This window comes from Granulicella pectinivorans (genome assembly GCF_900114625.1).
GTDB classification, from domain to species: Bacteria; Acidobacteriota; Terriglobia; order Terriglobales; family Acidobacteriaceae; genus Edaphobacter; species Edaphobacter pectinivorans.
In genome coordinates this window covers 1,105,889-1,123,715 of sequence record NZ_FOZL01000001.1, presented here as the reverse complement: position 1 = coordinate 1,123,715, position 17,827 = coordinate 1,105,889, and the positions used below count along the sequence as shown (strand labels likewise).

Genomic DNA, 17,827 nt, shown 5'->3' with positions numbered 1-17,827 from the left:
GAACTCAAAGCTCAATTGTCCGACGGCATGTTCACACGATCGACGACGAGTGTTTCGACGAGGCCTTTCGATGGCCTCAGGCGCAGACCGAGCTGCTCCTGCAGCGCGGTGAAGATCGAGCCTGCAGTTTGATCGTCGGACGCGATCGCCGTGTCGGGGGTCCAGTGCAGCGTAATGTCGTACTCGCCTTCGAGTGCGGTCTTATCGGTGACGGTACGCTTGAGGATGTCGGACAAGGTATGGGCGAGCACGCTGAGCGGAATGGCGTGGGCAAGCAGATGCTCGGAGCCCCAGTTGACGTCGCCGCGTGTGCGGACGCGCGGGTCGATGCCGGCTGGTTCGGGAGCACCCTCTGCCGCCGAGGGCTTCAGCTTCGAGCCATCTTTCGCGGGGACGAGCTCGTAGAGAGGAAGCATCTTCGTCTCGCGGTGCGTTTGCAGTTGAAACCGCTCGGCGAGAACCGGTGCCATCATGGCGCGGCGCTGATCGTCTGTGAGCTTCTTGATGGTCTCCGGATCGGGGTCGGAGATCTTGCCGTCGAGATCGAAGCGCGCGGCGTTGACCGGGCCTGGGATGCCCTCGATGAGGTTCTCCTTGATCTCGAAGGTGTACTCCATGAGCTGGCGCAAGGACACGTTGCGCGCGGAGAAGCCGGCGCCGGATGTGTTGTAGCTGCTGTCGAAGCTTCCGGACGTGTTGAGCTTGACCGAGGTGACGTCGTAGATGGGCAAAGCCGCAGAAGCCGAGGGTTTGGTCTGTGCATACAGGGCAAGCAACGGACAGAACAACAGCCCAACCAACATGCCGGCGGTCAGGTGCCGTCGCCGCACCTCAGAGAGGCCCCAACGCATCCAGCTTCTTCGCGACGAGCTCATTCAGCAGCGCAGGATTCGCCTGTCCCTTCGAGGCACGCATCACTTGTCCGACGAAGAACGCGGCCACGGTCTTCTTTCCACCGCGATACTGATCGACCTGCTTCGGGTTGGCGGCGATAACCTCATCGATCATGCCTTCGATCGCGGATGAGTCCGAGATCTGCTGCGGCTTCTCGCGCTCATAGACCGCGGGAAAGTCTTCGCTGTTGGCAAAGCAGGTGTCGAGCAACTGCTTCAACATCTTGCTCGAAAGATCGCCCGACTCAAGAAGGTCGGCGGCCATCACAACGCCGTCCATCGACACAGGAGACTGATCCTGTTCCAGATCGGCGAGACGAAGGCGGCTGGTCAGCTCGCTCAGGATAAGGTTCGCGACACGCTTGGGCGACTTCGCCTTCTTCGCCGCTGCTTCGAACTGATCCGCAAAGGCGATCGACGACGTCAAGGTCATCGCGTCCTGCGCATTCAACTCATACTCGGCAATCATGCGCTTACGCCGCGCCTCCGGAAGCTCAGGCATGGCCGCGAGAATCTTCGCCTGCCACTCCGCTCCGACAACGAGCGGCGGAAGATCGGGCTCGGGAAAGTAGCGGTAGTCGTGCGCTTTTTCCTTCGAACGCATCGAGTACGTCCGGCCCTCGGCATTGTTCCAGAGGCGGCTCTCCTGCTGGACACGTCCACCCTCTTCGAGCACGCCGATCTGCCGCTCAATCTCGTACTCCACCGCCGAACGAATATAGCGGAAGCTGTTCACATTCTTGACTTCAGCCTTCGTGCCGTACTCTTTCGCGCCCTTGAGCATCACGGAGACATTCGCGTCGCAACGCAGCGAACCCTCTTCCATGTTGCAGTCACTCACGCCGGTGTACAGCAGAATCTCCTTGAGCTTCGTGAGGTAGTCGAAGACCTCATCGGCCGAACGCAGATCGGGCTCACTCACGATCTCGACCAGCGGCGTGCCGCAGCGGTTGAGATCGATATAGGTGCGGTTCACGGAATCCGCAAAGCCATCATGCACACTCTTGCCGGCATCCTCTTCCATGTGCAGTCTGGTGATGCCGATGACCTTCTCGCCACCAAGACCATCGGGCACAGTCAGAGAGCCGTTCTCCGCGATGGGCTTGTCGAACTGCGAGATCTGGTAGCCCTTGGGCGAATCGGGGTAGAAGTAGTTCTTGCGCGAAAAGATGCTCGTCTCGCGAATTTCGCATCCGATGGCCTTCGCCGCCAGCACGGCGAATTCCACCGCCTGGTGGTTCAGCACAGGCAGCGCGCCGGGCAGGCCGAGGCACGTGGGGCAGCAGTGCGTATTGGGCTCGCCGCCGTACTGGTTCACGCAGCCGCAGAAGGCCTTCGACTTCGTGAGCAGTTGAACATGGACCTCCAGCCCGATCACAGGCTGGTACTTGGCGAGAACCTCAGGAGAAAGTCCGGTAACGGTAGGCATCGACACAATTTTACCAGTGGGCGTTGCCACGCCTCTTTGCTGCTTCCGGTTGCCCGGGAACAAAGCTCCGCGCCGGACGAAGCCCGGATCTGAACCTTCGCGCCTCATCGATAACTCGTGCGCATACAACATTGTGCCAATGGCAGAAGAGTGCGCACGGTCTAAAATACGGCTCAGGATGCGGGCAGCATCCTGGGCCTTGATCGCCACGAAGCCGCCATGTCCCGCATCCCCTCCTGAAGGGGCTCATGGCCAATCACGCACTGGACGCATTTCTGAACGATCCCGACCCCGCTGCACGCCGCGCCGAGTTCCTCGCCTTTGTTGGCCCGCGCTCCGAGGGCTTCCTGCATCTCTACGACTACCTCGTTCGCCACCCCGAGAGCGAATCCACGAATCGGCTGGGATCGGGACTCGCCTACAACGGCTTCTCCGCACCCGCGTTCTTCCTTGGTCCGGTCTACTTCTTCTATCGCAAGATGTGGCTCTGGGGCACGGGATACGTCATCGGCCTGCTGGCGCTCGCAGCCTATCCGCTCACCAGCCGTGTCGACATCGGCCTGGGAATCGCGATGGCCCTGTTCACACGTTGGGCCTACGTCCACCACGCCATCCGGACGATCACCACACTGCGCAGCAAGGCATCCGAGATAGCCCCCGATGACAGGCAGAGGTTCCTCGACACGCTCGCGCAAGCGGGTGGAGTCTCCTGGACTGCCGGTTGGATCTCTGGTGTTCTCTTCGCCCTGGCTCTTGCCCTGGCGGTCATGCAGACGCTTGGATAAGCGCCCTGTGCCTGGCCCGAATCCTCCTCCCGAATCGCGGAGAAGGATTCGCCAGGCTGGTTGTTCCTACTGCGGCGCGACCAGAGAAGCAGTTTCGGTGCCGGGAAGGTCCGTCGTGGACGCTCCCCCAACCGAACCCTCGGTCTTGCTGGTCGTCGCTTGAGTCTTCCCGGCCGGTGTATCCCCAGCCTTCTTCAGAATCTCCAGCCGAACCTTCGCCACGCCGGAGCGGAGGATACCTAGACCCTCTGCTGCACCGGACGAAAGATCGATGATCCGGTCGGGGAACAGAACACCCCTATCGTTAATCCGGACCACGACGGACTTGCCGCTCTTGACATCGACGACACGCACAAGCGTTCCAAATGGAAGCGTCCTGTGGGCTGCGGTCATCTCTTCCTTGCGGAAGGTTTCCCCGCTCGCCGTTCGATGCCCCTCGAGAACCGCCCCATACCAAGAGGCGTTTCCAAGATTTGCCATCATCTGAAACGGATGGCGCGTCTTTTTTGCAATCGGCACAATATTCGCCTGAGCGACGGGTGTAGAAACCACCTGGACTGCCGGTGTAACTGGCATCTGGATGGCCCTCTGTGGGATGAAGAATGTCCCCACAGCAACAACCGCTGCAATCAGGTCCATCTTGAGGTATCGAAGCAATCAGTCTCCAAACCGGTGTTTGTTCCGGCCATCTATAAGTTTACCGTTATTCGCACAAAAAGGCACCCTTTCAGGCACCCTTTTCGTGGTCGAACCGATCAGAATCAAGAACTTACCTATGTTTCGACTGCCCTGCCTTTGATGCAGTTTTAACGTTCGCGGTGAGTCTGGATGGAAAATTTCTCACGTGCCCGTCGTGCTGCGGGAATCTTCTGCGACAATCGCCTCAACCCCAGCCGCAAGGAATCCCATGAACTCGATCCTCTGAACACGTACGTTCTGGCCCAGGCACGCCTGGCAAAACTTCGCGCGCAGTAAGGTCTCCCCGCCTATACTGCCTCCATGCAAAAAAGACCGTGGATCGCGGCCTCCGTCATTGCTCTGCTCCTCATCATGGTCGCCGAAGTCGCTCTCTCGACCCGCCGGCTCTCCCTCTCGTGGGACGAGGGCGACCACATCTACTCCGGCTACATGAACTGGAAGCACCGCGAGTACAGCCTGAACCCCGAGCATCCCCCGCTCGTGAAACTCGTCGCCGCTCTGCCCCTCCTTCCTCTCCATCTCAAGGTCGCCCCACGCGACAACCGCTACTTCAAGAGCGAGGCCTACTACGGCGGACGCGAACTCCTCTTCCGCAACGACCCCAGATACGGTGGCCAGTACTCCGCCGAGACCCTCATCTTCCGCGTTCACCTTGCCGTCATGATCTTCTCCTTGCTCGTGGCGCTGCTTCTCTTCGTCGCCGGCAGAGAGATGTTCTCGCCGCTCGCGGGGCTCATCGCCACGGCACTCTGGGTCTTCGACCCCACCGTCCTCACCAACGCCCCCTTCGTCACCACCGACACTGCAGCGGCACTGGGCTTCTTCCTCAGCGCCTTCACCTTCTACCGCTTCGTCAAGCAGATGACCTGGCAGCGAGCCATCCCCTGCGGAGTCGCCGTGGGCATCGCGCTCGCCAGCAAACACAACGCCGTCCTGCTGCTGCCGTTACTGATCCTGCTCGCTGTCGGCGAAATCGGAGGACGCTGGTTCGCGGCACGGCTCTTCCCCCGTCGCGCCGCCATACGCCTTGCCGCAGGCATGGCCGCCATCGCAGCCCTTGCCATCACCATACTGTGGAGCGTCTACAGCTTCCGTTTCGCCATGCATCCTACAGGCGTCGACATGCCTCCGCTCGCCGGACAGATGACGACCCTCTCCCCGGCCATGTCTGCCGCTATCCAGCTCTGCGCCCACTACCATCTGCTGCCCGAAAGCTACCTCTACGGCCTGGTCGATGTCGTCCGCGTCGGCGCGTACATGCCGACCTATATCTTCGGCAAGCTCTACGCGCACGGCCAGTGGTTCTACTTCCCCGTGCTGCTCTCCCTGAAGTGGAGCATCGGAGTTCTTGGACTGCTCATCCTGTCCCTCTATGCCTGCGCCACGGGCAGGATCCACCGCGCCCGCGAGATCTTCTTCCTCGCCTTCCCTTTCTTCTTTTACCTGGCCGTGGCCATGGGGTCGCCGCTCAACATCGGCATCCGCCACGTGCTTCCTCTCTTCCCGTTTGCCTTCGCGCTGGCCGGCGCGGGAGCCGCCTTCCTCATCGCCGAGAAACGCGTCTGGGCCTACCCCGTCGCGGCTCTCCTGCTCTGGCACGCAGCCGACTCGCTGCGGATGTTCCCGAACTATATGCCCTACGCGAACGTCCTCTGGGGCGGTCCGTCGCACACTCACGACCTCTTCTCCGACTCCACCACCGAGTGGGGACAGGACCTGAAGTTCGTCCGCGCGTGGACCGACCAGCACCACGTCCAGGAGTGCTGGATCGCCCACTTCCCCGCCCCCTTCATCCTGCCCTCGGACTACGGCGTCCCCTGCAGGCTGCTCCCCACCCTCGACACCATGTACGAGCAGGACATCTCCCTTCCACCCGTGCTGCACGGCCCTCTGCTCCTCAGCATGTCCGACCTCAACGGCTTCGAGTTCGGCACCAAGGTTCGCAATCCCTACCAGACGCTCTTCGAACGCAAGCCCGACGAGATCATCGCCGACGGCATCGCCGTCTACGAGGGCGACTTCTCCCTGCCCGACGCAGCCGCTCTCCAGTACATCCAGCAGAGCAAGCGTCTCGCAAAGCAGGATCCTGCCGCAGCGCTGACCGCAGCCCATCAAGCCGTAGCCCTCGTGCCAAGAGGCTTCGACGAGAACATCGCCCTCGGCGACCTTCTCCTCGCCCGGGGCGACAAACCGGCAGCACAGGCCGCCTATGCCATCGCCCAGTCCCGTATCCCCGACATGGAGCCCACCTCGCAGGAACACTGGAAGCCGATCCTCGAGAAGAAGTCGGCCGCCTCCCAGCCATAAAAAAAGGAAAGGTGTTGCCTGTTCTTATCCGTCCGTCATCCTCCTTATCCAGATATGCGCATCTTCGCTAAGGCTGTGGAACCTTGGCCGCCGCAGGCAGCAAACCCCGGTCCACCAGCACCGGAGGCCGCCGGTGGTGCGTCTTCAGTTCATAGTCGTAGGCCCAGCCGATCATGTCGCCGTCGTGCCACGGCCTCGTGCTGATCTCGATCCCGAACGGCAGCCCATCATCGTAAAACCCGGCTGGAAAGCTGATCGCCGGAAGCCCAAGCATGTTGATCCACCCGGTCGCGGAGTGCGGCCCTTCGCTCAGACGGCCATCCTGCGCCATCGTCTCGTCCACCGGGGGCATCTGGATCGCGGGATACAGAAACCCGTCCAGCTTCAGCCGATCCATCTCCGCGAGGTACATCGCCATCACCTCGCGCCGCGGTTTCAGCAACGCCGCCTCCGCACCCGGATCGCTCTCGAGCCGAGCCTGCTTCACCCCCGCCACCACCGACATCCCCGCATGCTCTCCCCCAACGATCACATCCGGCAGAGGCTTGCCGACCGCCTTCTCGTATCCAGCCGCCGACCGGTAGTCCGCAGGCCCATACTCCGCCAGAAACATATCCGTTCCCTCCCGCAGATACGGCAGCGTACAGATCCGCGAGGCCGCATCCGCGAAGCTGTTCGGCAGGATCGAGGCGTCCATCAGCACAGTCGCTCCCGCCGCCCGAATCTCCTCAATAGCCTTCATGAAGGCTGCACGCGTCTCGGGATGCAGTGCCATCTGCGAGTCAGCCTTTGCCTTCGCCGCCTGCTCGGGCGTAGCGCTCGGACAGATCCCCTGAAAGACCGGGCTATCCCCATCCAGGATGAAGGCCGGCACCGCGAATCGCCCGCCCTTCAGCGCTCCCGCCTTCAGGTACTGCGTATACGGCCCCTTCTGAGCCTTGGCCTGCGATCCGATCGTCGCCGCATCCATCCGGTCCTCGCCAGCCATCACGGTCAGCCCAATCGCCGCATCGGCCACATCGCGTGCAATGGGCCCCGTGTTGTCGAGCTGCCAGTCCATCGGCGCGATCCCCGCCGTGCTCACCAGGCCGCGCGTCGGAAAGATCCCCACCAGGTTGCTGGTCGCCACCGGCATCCGGATCGAATTCCCCGTATCCGTCCCGTTACCCAGCACAGCCATGTTTGAGGTCACCGCCGTCACTGTCCCGCCCGACGAACCGCCTGGCGAAAAGCGCACATCGTAGGCGTTTCCCGTACGCCCGAATGCCGTCGAACGGTTGGTGTCGCTCGCCGCGAAGTCCGGCATATTCGTCACGCCAATCAGCACCGCGCCCGCCTCACGCAGCTTCGCGACGATCGTCGCATCCTTCGGCGCCACCAGCTCATGCCCGGGCAGCATATAACCGCGCCAGCCGTCGGTCGTAACCAGGCCCTTCACGCTGGTATTCGCCTTGGTCACCATCGGAACGCCCCACAACGGTCCCGGCACGAACCCAGTTTGCCTCGCCTCCGCATCCTCGTGCGCCGCGACCGCCAGCGCCGCCTCCGCCGTCACCGTCTGGACCGGCCTGTAAATGCCGTTGTACCGCGCGATGCGGTCGAGATGCCACTCCACCACCTGCGTCACCGTGTAGCGGTGCTGCTGATAGAGCGCATGCAGCCCCTCGACCGTGACATCCATCAGGTCGTGGTCCATCGCCGCAAAATCCGTCTTCCGCCCAGAGGCAGAAGGTCCTTGCGCCGAAAGCGGCACCGCAAGCAGGAAGAGAACGAGGAAGATTCGCATGGTGCGACGATACTAACCGACTCGCCGCCACGCGTTGCAGTTCTCCCCTACAGCACCTTCACGGAGATCGTCACCGAGGCCGCCGTACCGCCGTTGGCGGCCGTCACGATCACGTTGTAGGTGCCGGCCGATGTGGAAGTTCCTGTAAGCGACGTACCGGATGTGCCGCCGCCGGCGCAGCCCGCCAGCCCGCCCAGAACCACAGCCAGCAGAAGCGTCAGCAGGCGAATCCCCCGTCTGCGCTTCGGCGAGATCCAGCCCATCAGGAACAGCGTTGCCAGACTGGCACCCGCCGGAGTCCAGGGAAAGCGATGCGCCGGGTGGTTCATCGCGGCGGAAGCCGTCGTCGAAACCGTCAGCACCACAGGAACCGAAGCCGCGCCCGCCGTGATCGTCTGGCTCGGAGGGGCCAGGCTGCACCCGGGAAGGTCCACCGCCGTACCGGTCCCCGTATAAGCCACCGAGCACGTCACATATACCAGTCCCGTATAGCTGGTGGATCCAAGCTGCAGCGTCGTCGTTGCCGACGCGCCGGCAGCCGAAATCGTTAACCCGGTGCTGGCGGCTGTGGAGGTAAGCGAGATGCCCGTCCCGGTCCCCGACAAAGCCACCTGCTGCGGTGAGCCAGTCGCGTTATCGACCACCGTGATGAAACCGATGCGGGTTCCCGTGGTCGTGGGCGAGAAGGTCACCGAGATGCGGCAGTTCCCGTTCGGCGCCAGGCTGGTGCCGCAGGTATTCGTCTGCGCAAAGTCGCCCGTCGCCGTAATCGAGGTGATGGCCAGCGTCACGAAGCCCGTATTGGTCATCGTCAGGAACTGCACCGCACTTGTAGATCCGGTGGTCACGCTCCCGAAGCTCAGCGCCAGCGGCGAGAAGGCCACCGACAGGGCGGGAGCAGTTCCCGTTCCCGTCAACGCAATCGTCTGCGGCGAACCGGCTGCATTGTCGGTCACCGTAATCGAACCCGTTCGCGTGCCTGTGGTCGTCGGCGTAAAGGTCACCGAGATCGTGCAGCTCGCATTCGGAACGACGATGCCCGTGCTGCAACTGTTCGTCTGGGCAAAGTCGCCCGAAGCCACAATCGAGCTGATCGTCAGGTTCGTATTGCCCGTATTGGTCAGTGACACCGAGCGCTGCACACTGGTCGTTCCCGTCTGCTGCGAACCGAAGTTCAGCGTCGTCAGCGAGAACGTCGCGACGGCAGCAGGCACCACGCCCGTACCCGTCAGCACCGCCATGTGCGGAGAGCCGGTCGCGTTATCGAGGACGGTAATCGCTCCCGTCCGCGTGCCGCTCGCGGTCGGCGTAAATGTCACCGCGATCGTGCAGCTCGCGCTGGCCGCCACGCTCGTGCCGCAGTTGTTGGTCTGGGCATAGTCGCCCGAGGCCGCAATCGAGGTCAGCGTCAACGCCGCGTTGCCCGTATTGCTCAGCGTAATCGTCTGCGCCGCGCTGGTCGTTCCCGTGTTCTGCGTGGCGAAGGTCAGCGAAGCCGGCGCAAGCACCACCACCGGAGCAGGCGTAATCGCCGTTCCCGTCAGGCTGACGCTCTGCGGAGAACCCGCCGCGTTGTCCCCGATCACCAGCAGTCCGGTCCGTGTGCCGCTCGTCGTCGGCGTAAACGTCACCGCGATCGTGCAACTCGTGCTGACCGCCAGCGTGGTGCCGCAGGTGTTGGTCTGGGCATAGTCGCCCGTCGTCCCAATCGAGCTGATCGTCAGCGCCGCATTCCCGGTATTGGTCAGCGTGACCGTCTTGGCCGCGCTCGTCGTTCCGGTGTTCTGCGTCGTGTAGGTCAGCGAACTCGGCGACACCGTCACAGTCGTCACCGGCGTAACGCCCGTTCCGGTCAGGCTCACGACACGCGGCGAGCCAGCCGCATTGTCGGTCACCGTCAGGGTGCCGGTGAGGGTCCCGTTCACGGTCGGGCTGAAGGTCACCGAGATCGCGCAGCTCCCACCCGCCGCAATGCTCGTGCTGCACGTATTGGTCTGGGCGTACGCACCCGTAATCGACACCGAGCTCACGGTCAGGGGAGCGGTGCCCACGTTCGTCAGGGTAACGATCTGGGCCATACTCGTCGTTCCCAGCGACTGCGCGGCAAAGGTCAGTGCAGACGGCGCAATCGATCCCGCCGGAGCCGTTCCCGTACCCGTCAGCGCAACTGTATGCGGAGAGCCCGACGCACTGTCGACGATCGTCACCGCGCCCGTCCGTGCGCCCGTCACCGTCGGGGTAAAGGTCACCGAGATCGTGCAGCTTCCACCCGCCGCAAGACTGGATCCGCAGGCATTCGTCTGGGCGAAATCACCCGTCGCCCCGATCGAGCTGATACCCAGCGCGACGTTACCGGAGTTCGTCAGCACAACGCTCTGCGACGCGCTCGTCGTTCCCGTAAGCTGCCCGCTGAAGTTCAGCGAAGAGGGCGAAAGCGTCACGGCAGCAGCCGCCACCGTTCCCGTAAGGGACACCGTCTGGGGCGTGGGCGAGGCGCTGGACGTAACCGTCACGGAACCCGTCCGGGTGCCGCTTCCAACGGTCGGCGTAAAGGTCACCGAGATCGTGCAGTTGGAGTTCCCGGCCAGCGTTGCGCCGCAGTTGTTCGTCTGGGCAAAGTCGCCCGTCGCGACGATCGAGTTAATCGTCACCGAGGAGCTTCCCGCCGTCGTCAGCTTGATGGTCTGCGCGGCGCTGGTCGTCCCCTGGGCCTGTGAACCGAACGTCAGGCTGCTGGGCGAAACCGTAATCAGCGACGCACCGTTACCGGTCAGGCTGATCGTCTGCGTCGTACCGGTCGACGAGTTATCCGTGATCGTCACCGCGCCGGTCCTGGCGCCCGGGGTCGTCGGCGAAAAGGTGATGCTGATCGTGCAGCTCCCACCCGCGCTCAGGCTTGAGCCGCAGGTGTTGGTCTGGGCGAAGTCGCCCGTCGCCACGATCGAGCTGATAAAGAGAACGCCGGCTGAGGCTGAGTTCGTCAGTGTCACGACTGTCGGCGCGCTGGTCGCCCCCACCGCCGTATCCGGGAACGAAGCGCTGGTCGCCGACAGGGCCACCGTCGGCGCGGTGCCGGTACCGGTCAGCGACAGCGTCTGCGGGATACTCGAAATACTGGAGATCAGGCTCGCATTCCCGATGCGCGTACCGGTACCCGAAGGCCGGAAGGTGATCTGCAGGCCGCAGCTCGCGCCCGCAGCCAGCCCGTTCGGAACCGAAACCGGGCAGTTGTCCTCCTCGGTGAAATCCCCGTTCATCCCCAGCGAGTAGAGCGTCACCGCCGTCGTGCCGCTGTTGATGATCTGCGCGTTCATCGCTCCGCTCGCGAGTCCAACCTGTACTGGAGTGGCAAAGGTAATGGTCGCCGGACTGAACGCCACCGGCAGGGTCTGGACCACCGTAAACGAGCTCGGCGCCGCGGTGCTCTCCGCATAGTTGATGTCGCCGGTGTAGACAGCCGTGATCGTATGCGTTCCCAGCGAGAACGTCTGGTTCGTCAGCGAAGCCCCACCATTGACCAGCGGGGCCGATCCCAGTGCCTTGCTGCCCTCGAAGAAGTTCACGTTGCCCGTGGCCGTCGACGGAGCCGTGGCCGTCACCAGCGTGATGCTCGTGCCAAGCTGCACCTGGCCGGTGGGCGACTGGAAGGACGTGCCCGTCGCGATTGGCGCGGTCCCGAGCGCGAACTTCGCGGCAAAACCCACAAGGCCGCCTGTCGCAGAGCAATCGGGAGAGAACTTCGTCTGCTGCGCAGCCGTCGCGCTCACCGGCAGATCGGTGGAGCAGGTCTGCCCGCCGATATAAACGTTGTTGTTGCCATCGATCGCCAGTGCAGAAGCAGCCGTATACGAGCTGCCGCTGAAGTAGCTGCTGTAGTTCGCCGCGGCCCCGCTCGCGCTCAACCGAACCAGATATGCAGCCGTCGCCGGATAGTACCCGGAAACAGTCGGGAACGTCAGTTGCAGAGCATCGGGCGACACAGGGAACGCGCTGTTCGTCGTCGATCCCGTGGCTACGATCAAGCCCGTCGAATCCAGCCCCAGGGCGTTCACAGGACCGGAGAGGAAGGTGCCAAAGTTAAGTCCGTTGCCGGCCGCCTTCAGGCTCGCGACGAAGCCCGATCCACTCGCCCACGTCGTCTGATACGCGCCGCTGGTCGCCGGAAATCCACCCGTCAGATCCGTACCGCCCACATACGCGTTGCCGCTGGCGTCAACCGCAATCGAGGTCGGCATCGTGCCATTCGAGCCCAGGAACGTGCTGTAGACGAGCGCCGTCCCGGTCGGATTCAGCTTGGTCACCACACCGCTCAGGCCCGTGCCCGTGCTGCTGTTGGTCGTCTGGAACGCGCCACTGGTCACCGGGTAGTTGGTGGAGTTCACCGGCAGCGCCGTGGTCCCCGTCACATAGGCGTTCCCGGCGCTATCGATCTTCACCGCCGTCAGCGTGGCCGTCCCGCTGCCGCCAAGATAGGTCGCATAGTTCAGCGCCGACCCGGTCGGGTTCACGCTGGCCACAAAACCGGTGCTCGTCGCCGTGCTCGTTCCCAGGTTCGGATTCGGGCTGCTCGTCTGGTACGCGCCCGTCGTCACCGGAAAGTTGTTCGAGTCCGTCGTGCCCGCAACGATCGCGTCGCCGGCAGCATCGATCGCGATCCCGTTGACCGTATCCCCCACCTGCCCGCCGCCACTCCCACCCAGGTACGTCGAGTAGAGATAACCGTTGCCCGGAATATTCAGCCGAAACACAAAGCCGGTGGTATTGCCCGTCGTGCCCTCGGGATTGGTCTTCTGGATGGCCGAGGGGCTCACCGGAAAGTCCGTCGCCGTCGTCGAGCCCACAATATAGACGCTGCCGTTCGCATCCACCACGTTCGCGTAGCCACGAGAGCTTCCCTGCCCGCTGACGCCGCCGATAAACGAGCTATAGGAGATGGCAGTCCCCTGCGGATTGAACTTCGTCGTAAACGCCAGCCCGGACGAAGCATGCGCAGCCGTCGGCTGGAAGACACCCGGCGTCGTCGGGAAGTCGCTCGAGTAGGTCGTGCCCGTCACATACAGGCTGCCGTTAACGTCCACCACCGCCGAGGAGATCAGTTCGTTCGTGCTTCCACCCAGATAGGTCGCATACACCAGCGCCGGATCGATCACCAGCGCGCGGCTATGGTCGTAACGTCCAATCGTGAACCCGGCGGTGTTGTTCGCCTCCAGCCGGAACGATCCTTCCACCAACTCGCGCTTGCCGTCCTTCTCCTGGTAGATCAGCGGCTTTTCGAAGACGACCGCGCCATGCGCCGCCTGGATGGTCAGATTTCCCTGCGCATCGAGTTGCAGCGACTTCGCTCCCTCGAAGTGCAGCCCCACGGCCCTGCTGTTCGCATGCGGAGCGACGACGAAGTCGTACTCCAGCCGTCCCTGGTTGCCGTAGTACACCAGGTCCACCCCCGGATAGACCCCCGCGTACCGCACCTTGCCGTAGGTCGGCAGATCCGTATGCCATTTGGCAGGATCGTTGCCGAGCAGATAGTTCACCCGCCCGCCCAGCTTCTCCTCCGCCGCAGCCTGCGCATGACGATTGCCGCGCGGCAGCTCCAGGCGAATCTGGTCGAAATGCCGCAGCGAATCGCTCTTCGCAGCATCCACCGGCCCCGCATCGAGCGACAACATCGCCCCCTCCGCCGTCAACGCCACACCGTACCGCGCGCCATGCGCCAGGTACTGCACCTCCGGGGACGAGACCTGTCCACGGTTGGGCTCGAAGCTCATCGGCGTCCGGGCATAGAGCATCTCGGCCTTCTGCTTCGCGCTCACCGGCGCTTTGGAAGACTGTCCCCAGACCAGCGTGGTCGTCAGCGCCAGCAGCGTCGTCGCAACCGCGCCCGTCAGGCTGATTGCGCCATGACTGGCGTTCCGGTTCAGGGTGAACCGCCTCCAGGCGGACTCAGGACGAGCGGCATAGGGCCGTGTTGCAAAAGGCATTGGAACCTCGAGGGGTAAGGTTGAGCCTAAAGGACTTGATTTCACCGGGTCAAGAATCTCCAGGCTCGTTCCGCCCTTCGATTCCATGCGGTGAAGAATCGCTTTTTGCGCCCTTACGCGGTGATCGTGTACGTTCGCCGGGGGAGAAGATACCTCCAGTCGGACAAGCCAGGGCTGATCGACAGCAGGCAAAAATGAAGTTCGCTTAGAAGCTCAGGATACATGCTCCAGGTAACAATGCGGGCAAATCCCTGCCGCCGTGGTACCGCCGGTACTGCGATGGGACTCATGGCAACCCCGGCAGTCCAAGCAGCGGGACCTTCACCGGCGAAGCCGCACCCACAAACTGCACCACCGCATCGTTGCCCGAACTGGTCACCCACACGCTCCCCGTCGCATCGATCGCCAGCCCATACGGCAGGCTCAAACCCGCCGCCACCCCATACCCGCTCGCCCCCGAGAGAGGCGCACCCGGAGCGTTTCCAGCCGCGCCCTGCAGGTTCGTCACCGTGTTGCCCTGGTAGTTCGCCACCCAGACACGCTGCGCTCCATCCACCGCAATCCCGCGCGGCCCCATCAGCCCTCCGCCCGTATACCCGGCCGAGATCAGGCTCCCCGCCCCACTGACGGCGCTGACGCTGTCTCCATAGTAGTTCGCCGCCCACACGTTCCCCTGCTGGTCCAGCGCAATCCCCGAAGCTCCCTGACAGCACGACACCTGTATCGCCCCCACGCCGCTCGCCGGAACCTCCGTCACCGTCGATCCCCCCTGGTTCGCAAACCACGCCGTGTGCTGCCCATCGACCGCGACCCCGGTCGGAAACACCAGATCCCCATAGCCATATCCTCCCGCAGGAGAAAGAGCCGCGCCCGTCGAAGCCAGCAGCGTAGCCGTCGAGCCGCCATAGTTCGCCACCCAGACATTTCCATTCGTGTCCGCCGCCACCGCCTCCGGAAAATCGATTCCACCCCCGGTAAAGCCGTTCGCCCCCGACAGCACGGCGCCCGTGCCATCCAGCTTCGTCACGCTGCCCAGCCCGCCGTTTACCGAGCCGCTGCTCTCCGCGTTCGTCACCCAGATATTCCCGCTGCCATCCACCGCCAGCCCGAAGCTCTCATACATGCCTCCGCCCGTGAATCCCGTGGACGGCGACAGCGCCGCACCCTGCGCCGTAAACTTCGAGACCGAACCCGCATGGTTCGCCACCCACACCGCCCCACTCTGGTCGATGGCAATCGAGCTCGGCGCAGCCAGCCCACCCCCGCCATACCGCACCGCCAGCGTCCAGTCCGACGGCGCAGCGCTCAGCACCGGCTGAAACGGCGACGAAGACGACACCAGCCCATACAGCGCCGCAACCTGGTTCCCCGGATACCGCGCAACATTCACCGCCGCCGCGAACGTATCCGCCGGAGCCGTCCCGCCCGCAGGAGTAGCTGCCTGAAACAGCCCCGAGCACACCGCCGAAGGCGTGGCCACGCAGCTCGCCAGCACATCCGCCAGCGTATTCATCTCGCTCGTGGGCAGCGTCGCCCCAGCCGGAAGCGACGCACCCCCCACCGTCCCATGCACGCTGTCGACCAGGTTCATCCCCGTCAGAAACGCGCTCGCCAGCCCCGCCGCATTGGTGCTGCTGCTGCCCACCTGCGTCGCGCCAGCCTGCACAAACGGTGCCAGCGCCCACGCCGCGGCCACCGTCGTCATCTCATTCACCACCGTCGCGGACGCCGTATTCAGCGAGCCGCACCTCCCCAGCAGCGTCACCAGCACCAACGAACTCCCCGAAACCGCCGGCGTCGTCGCCACCTGCCCGCCGCTCGCCACCAGGTACACCTGCCGCGAGGGGTCCGGGCAGCTGTAGGGCACTGTAAACGCTCCCGCATTGTCCGTAATCGACGCATTCGACGACACCACCGCGGAGGCCGACCCATACCCCGTCTGCCCCGCCGCGTAGAGCGACACGAACGCCCCCTGCAAAGCCCTCTTGCTGAACGCCACCGTCCCCGAGATCCCCGAGCCCGCCGCGATCTTCGTAAATGTAGCCGTCGCCACACCGCTCACACTGAACCCCGGAGACTGCGCCACAGCCCTCACGGTCGTCGTCGACGTCACCGTAAGCGCGGACGTATAGACTGCCGACCCTGCCGTAGGCATGCTGCCGTCCAGCGTGTAGTAGATCCTAGCCCCGCTCGTCGCATCGCTCAGCCGCACCACCACCGACGTCGCAAAACTCCCGCTCGTCGGCGCGATCGCCGGCATCGCCGTCACACCCGTCAGCGTAAACGTGGATGACGCAACCCCGCTCAGGCTGAACCCCGCAGCGATCGCCACAGCCTGCACCGTCGTCGTCGCGCGAATCGCAAACGGCCCCGTATACACCGGCGACGCAACCGTCGGTGTCGTCCCATCGACCGTGTAATAGATCGCAGCCCCACTCGTGGCATCGCCGATGCTGATCGTCTGCGAAGCCACAAAGGTCCCGCTCCCCGGCGAGATCACGGGTGTTGCCGCAGGAAGGTTGATCGTGAGACTCGCCGAGGCCACAGCCGACAAACGATACCCCGAAGCGACCGCCACAGCCTGCACCGTCGTCGTCTTCCCCACCGCAAACGGCCCCGTATACACCGGCGACGCAACCGTCGGCGTGGTCCCATCGACCGTGTAGTAGATCGTCGCCCCGCCGGCCGCATCGCTCAAACTCACCGTCTGCGCGGAAGAGAACGTCCCGCCTCCAGGCGAGATCACCGGAGTAGGCGTAACCGTCGTGATCGTAAAGCTCGCCGAACCCACGCCACTCAAGCGGTAGCCCGAAGCGATCGCCACCGCCTGAACCGTCGTCGTCCTGGCGACGCTGAACGGCCCCGTGTACACCGCTGATGAAGTCGTCGGCACCGATCCATCCAACGTGTAGAAGATCGCCGCGCCAGCCGTCGCATCGCTCACACTCACCGTCTGCGCCGACGCAAACGTCCCGCCTCCAGGCGAAACCACCGGCGTGCTCGTCACCGGCGTAATCGTAAAGCCAGCCGAAGCCACGCCACTCAGGTTGTACCCGGCAGCAACGGCCACAGCCTTGACCGTCGTACTCTTCCCCACCGAAAACGCCCCCGCATACACCGGCGACGCCACAGTGGGAGTCGACCCATCCAACGTGTAATAAATCGTCGCCCCGCTCGTGGCATCGCTCAGAGTCACCGTCTGCGCCGACGCAAACGTCCCGCCCCCAGGCGCAATCACCGGCGTAGCCGTCAACGGCAGAGGCAGCGTAATCGTGTATGAGGCCGCGGCAACCGGGCTCATCCCGTATCCCGCTGCAATCGCCACCGCGCTCACCGTAGCCGACCCCGCCAACGGAAAAGGCCCGGTATACGCCGTCGAAGTAGCGCCAGGAGTGCTGCCGTCCACCGTGTAATAGATCGCCGCCCCCGGCGTCGCATCCGTCAGCGAAATCGTCTGGACCGCCGTATACGCGCCACCCGCCGGCGAGATCACCGGAGCGGCCGCCTGCGGAACCGCAATCGTAAAGTTGGCCGAGACCACCGCGCTCGCCTCAGACGGCGGTGCTACCGCCATCGCCTTCAGCACCGTGCTCCGGCTCACCGCAATCGGCCCCGAGTACCGCGCCGATGCGCTCGTCGGTGTCGTTCCATCGACGGTATAGAAGATGCTCGCTCCCGCCGTAGCATCCGTCATCGTCACCGTCTGCGCCGACACAAAGCCTCCTCCGGCCGGCGCGATCACCGGAGCCGCCGTCACCAGCAGCTCCCCCGACGGCATCCCGCACCCGCTCAACCCGATCAGAACGATCAGCGTGCAGAGCAGGGAGAGGGGCCTGGAGTATCTGGTTTGCATAAGAGAAAACGAATCGTACGACCCATCGAGCGGAAGGAGAACGGCCCCCTGGTCTTCACGGAAGCCGTTCCCGATCGCGTTCAAACAATCAATCAAG

General features: G+C 63.8%; 9 protein-coding genes. 3 read left to right on the top strand and 6 right to left on the bottom strand.

Going from position 1 to position 17,827, the window contains the following annotated elements; translation table 11 throughout:
* Positions 1–11: 11 nt before the first annotated feature.
* Both BM400_RS04410 and gatB read right to left on the bottom strand, forming a co-directional pair.
* Complete coding sequence (locus tag BM400_RS04410; RefSeq protein WP_175528865.1) at positions 12–851, bottom strand: TIGR03435 family protein; 840 nt, start codon at positions 849–851, stop codon at positions 12–14.
* Positions 832–2,322 carry an Asp-tRNA(Asn)/Glu-tRNA(Gln) amidotransferase subunit GatB gene (gene gatB / locus BM400_RS04405; RefSeq protein ID WP_089836982.1) on the bottom strand — a complete coding sequence of 497 codons (1,491 nt, stop codon included), beginning with the start codon at positions 2,320–2,322 and terminating at the stop codon, positions 832–834. The genes BM400_RS04410 and gatB overlap by 20 nt, the downstream gene beginning before the upstream one ends.
* 248 nt (positions 2,323–2,570) lie before the next feature.
* Here gatB and BM400_RS04400 point away from each other — a divergent pair, with 248 nt between their 5' ends.
* Positions 2,571–3,107 carry a DUF2628 domain-containing protein gene (locus BM400_RS04400; protein ID WP_089836980.1) on the top strand — a complete coding sequence of 179 codons (537 nt, stop codon included), beginning with the start codon at positions 2,571–2,573 and terminating at the stop codon, positions 3,105–3,107.
* A 66-nt stretch (positions 3,108–3,173) separates the two neighbouring features.
* Here the strand turns inward: BM400_RS04400 and BM400_RS04395 are convergent, their stop codons facing one another.
* Positions 3,174–3,764, bottom strand: coding sequence for a septal ring lytic transglycosylase RlpA family protein (locus BM400_RS04395; protein WP_217644077.1), 591 nt, complete (start codon positions 3,762–3,764; stop codon positions 3,174–3,176).
* Between the two features lie 171 nt (positions 3,765–3,935).
* On the opposite strand from BM400_RS04395, the gene BM400_RS21910 reads away from it, so the two are divergent.
* Both BM400_RS21910 and BM400_RS04390 read left to right on the top strand, forming a co-directional pair.
* On the top strand, positions 3,936–4,082 hold the full coding sequence (locus BM400_RS21910; protein ID WP_175528864.1) for a hypothetical protein: 147 nt from the start codon (positions 3,936–3,938) through the stop codon (positions 4,080–4,082).
* Between the two features lie 24 nt (positions 4,083–4,106).
* Positions 4,107–6,113 carry a glycosyltransferase family 39 protein gene (locus BM400_RS04390; protein ID WP_089836975.1) on the top strand — a complete coding sequence of 669 codons (2,007 nt, stop codon included), beginning with the start codon at positions 4,107–4,109 and terminating at the stop codon, positions 6,111–6,113.
* Between the two features lie 67 nt (positions 6,114–6,180).
* On the opposite strand, the gene BM400_RS04385 is transcribed toward BM400_RS04390, so the two are convergent.
* From BM400_RS04385 to BM400_RS04375, 3 genes are all read right to left on the bottom strand, one after another.
* Positions 6,181–7,899, bottom strand: a complete 1,719-nt coding sequence (locus tag BM400_RS04385) for an amidase (RefSeq protein ID WP_245781675.1) — start codon at positions 7,897–7,899, stop codon at positions 6,181–6,183.
* Positions 7,900–7,946: 47 nt separating this feature from the next.
* Positions 7,947–13,877, bottom strand: coding sequence for a beta strand repeat-containing protein (locus tag BM400_RS04380; RefSeq protein ID WP_175528863.1), 5,931 nt, complete (start codon positions 13,875–13,877; stop codon positions 7,947–7,949).
* Between the two features lie 286 nt (positions 13,878–14,163).
* Positions 14,164–17,730 (bottom strand): chitobiase/beta-hexosaminidase C-terminal domain-containing protein, encoded by a 3,567-nt coding sequence (locus BM400_RS04375; RefSeq protein ID WP_141223804.1) that lies wholly within the window; start codon positions 17,728–17,730, stop codon positions 14,164–14,166.
* Positions 17,731–17,827 lie beyond the last annotated feature (97 nt).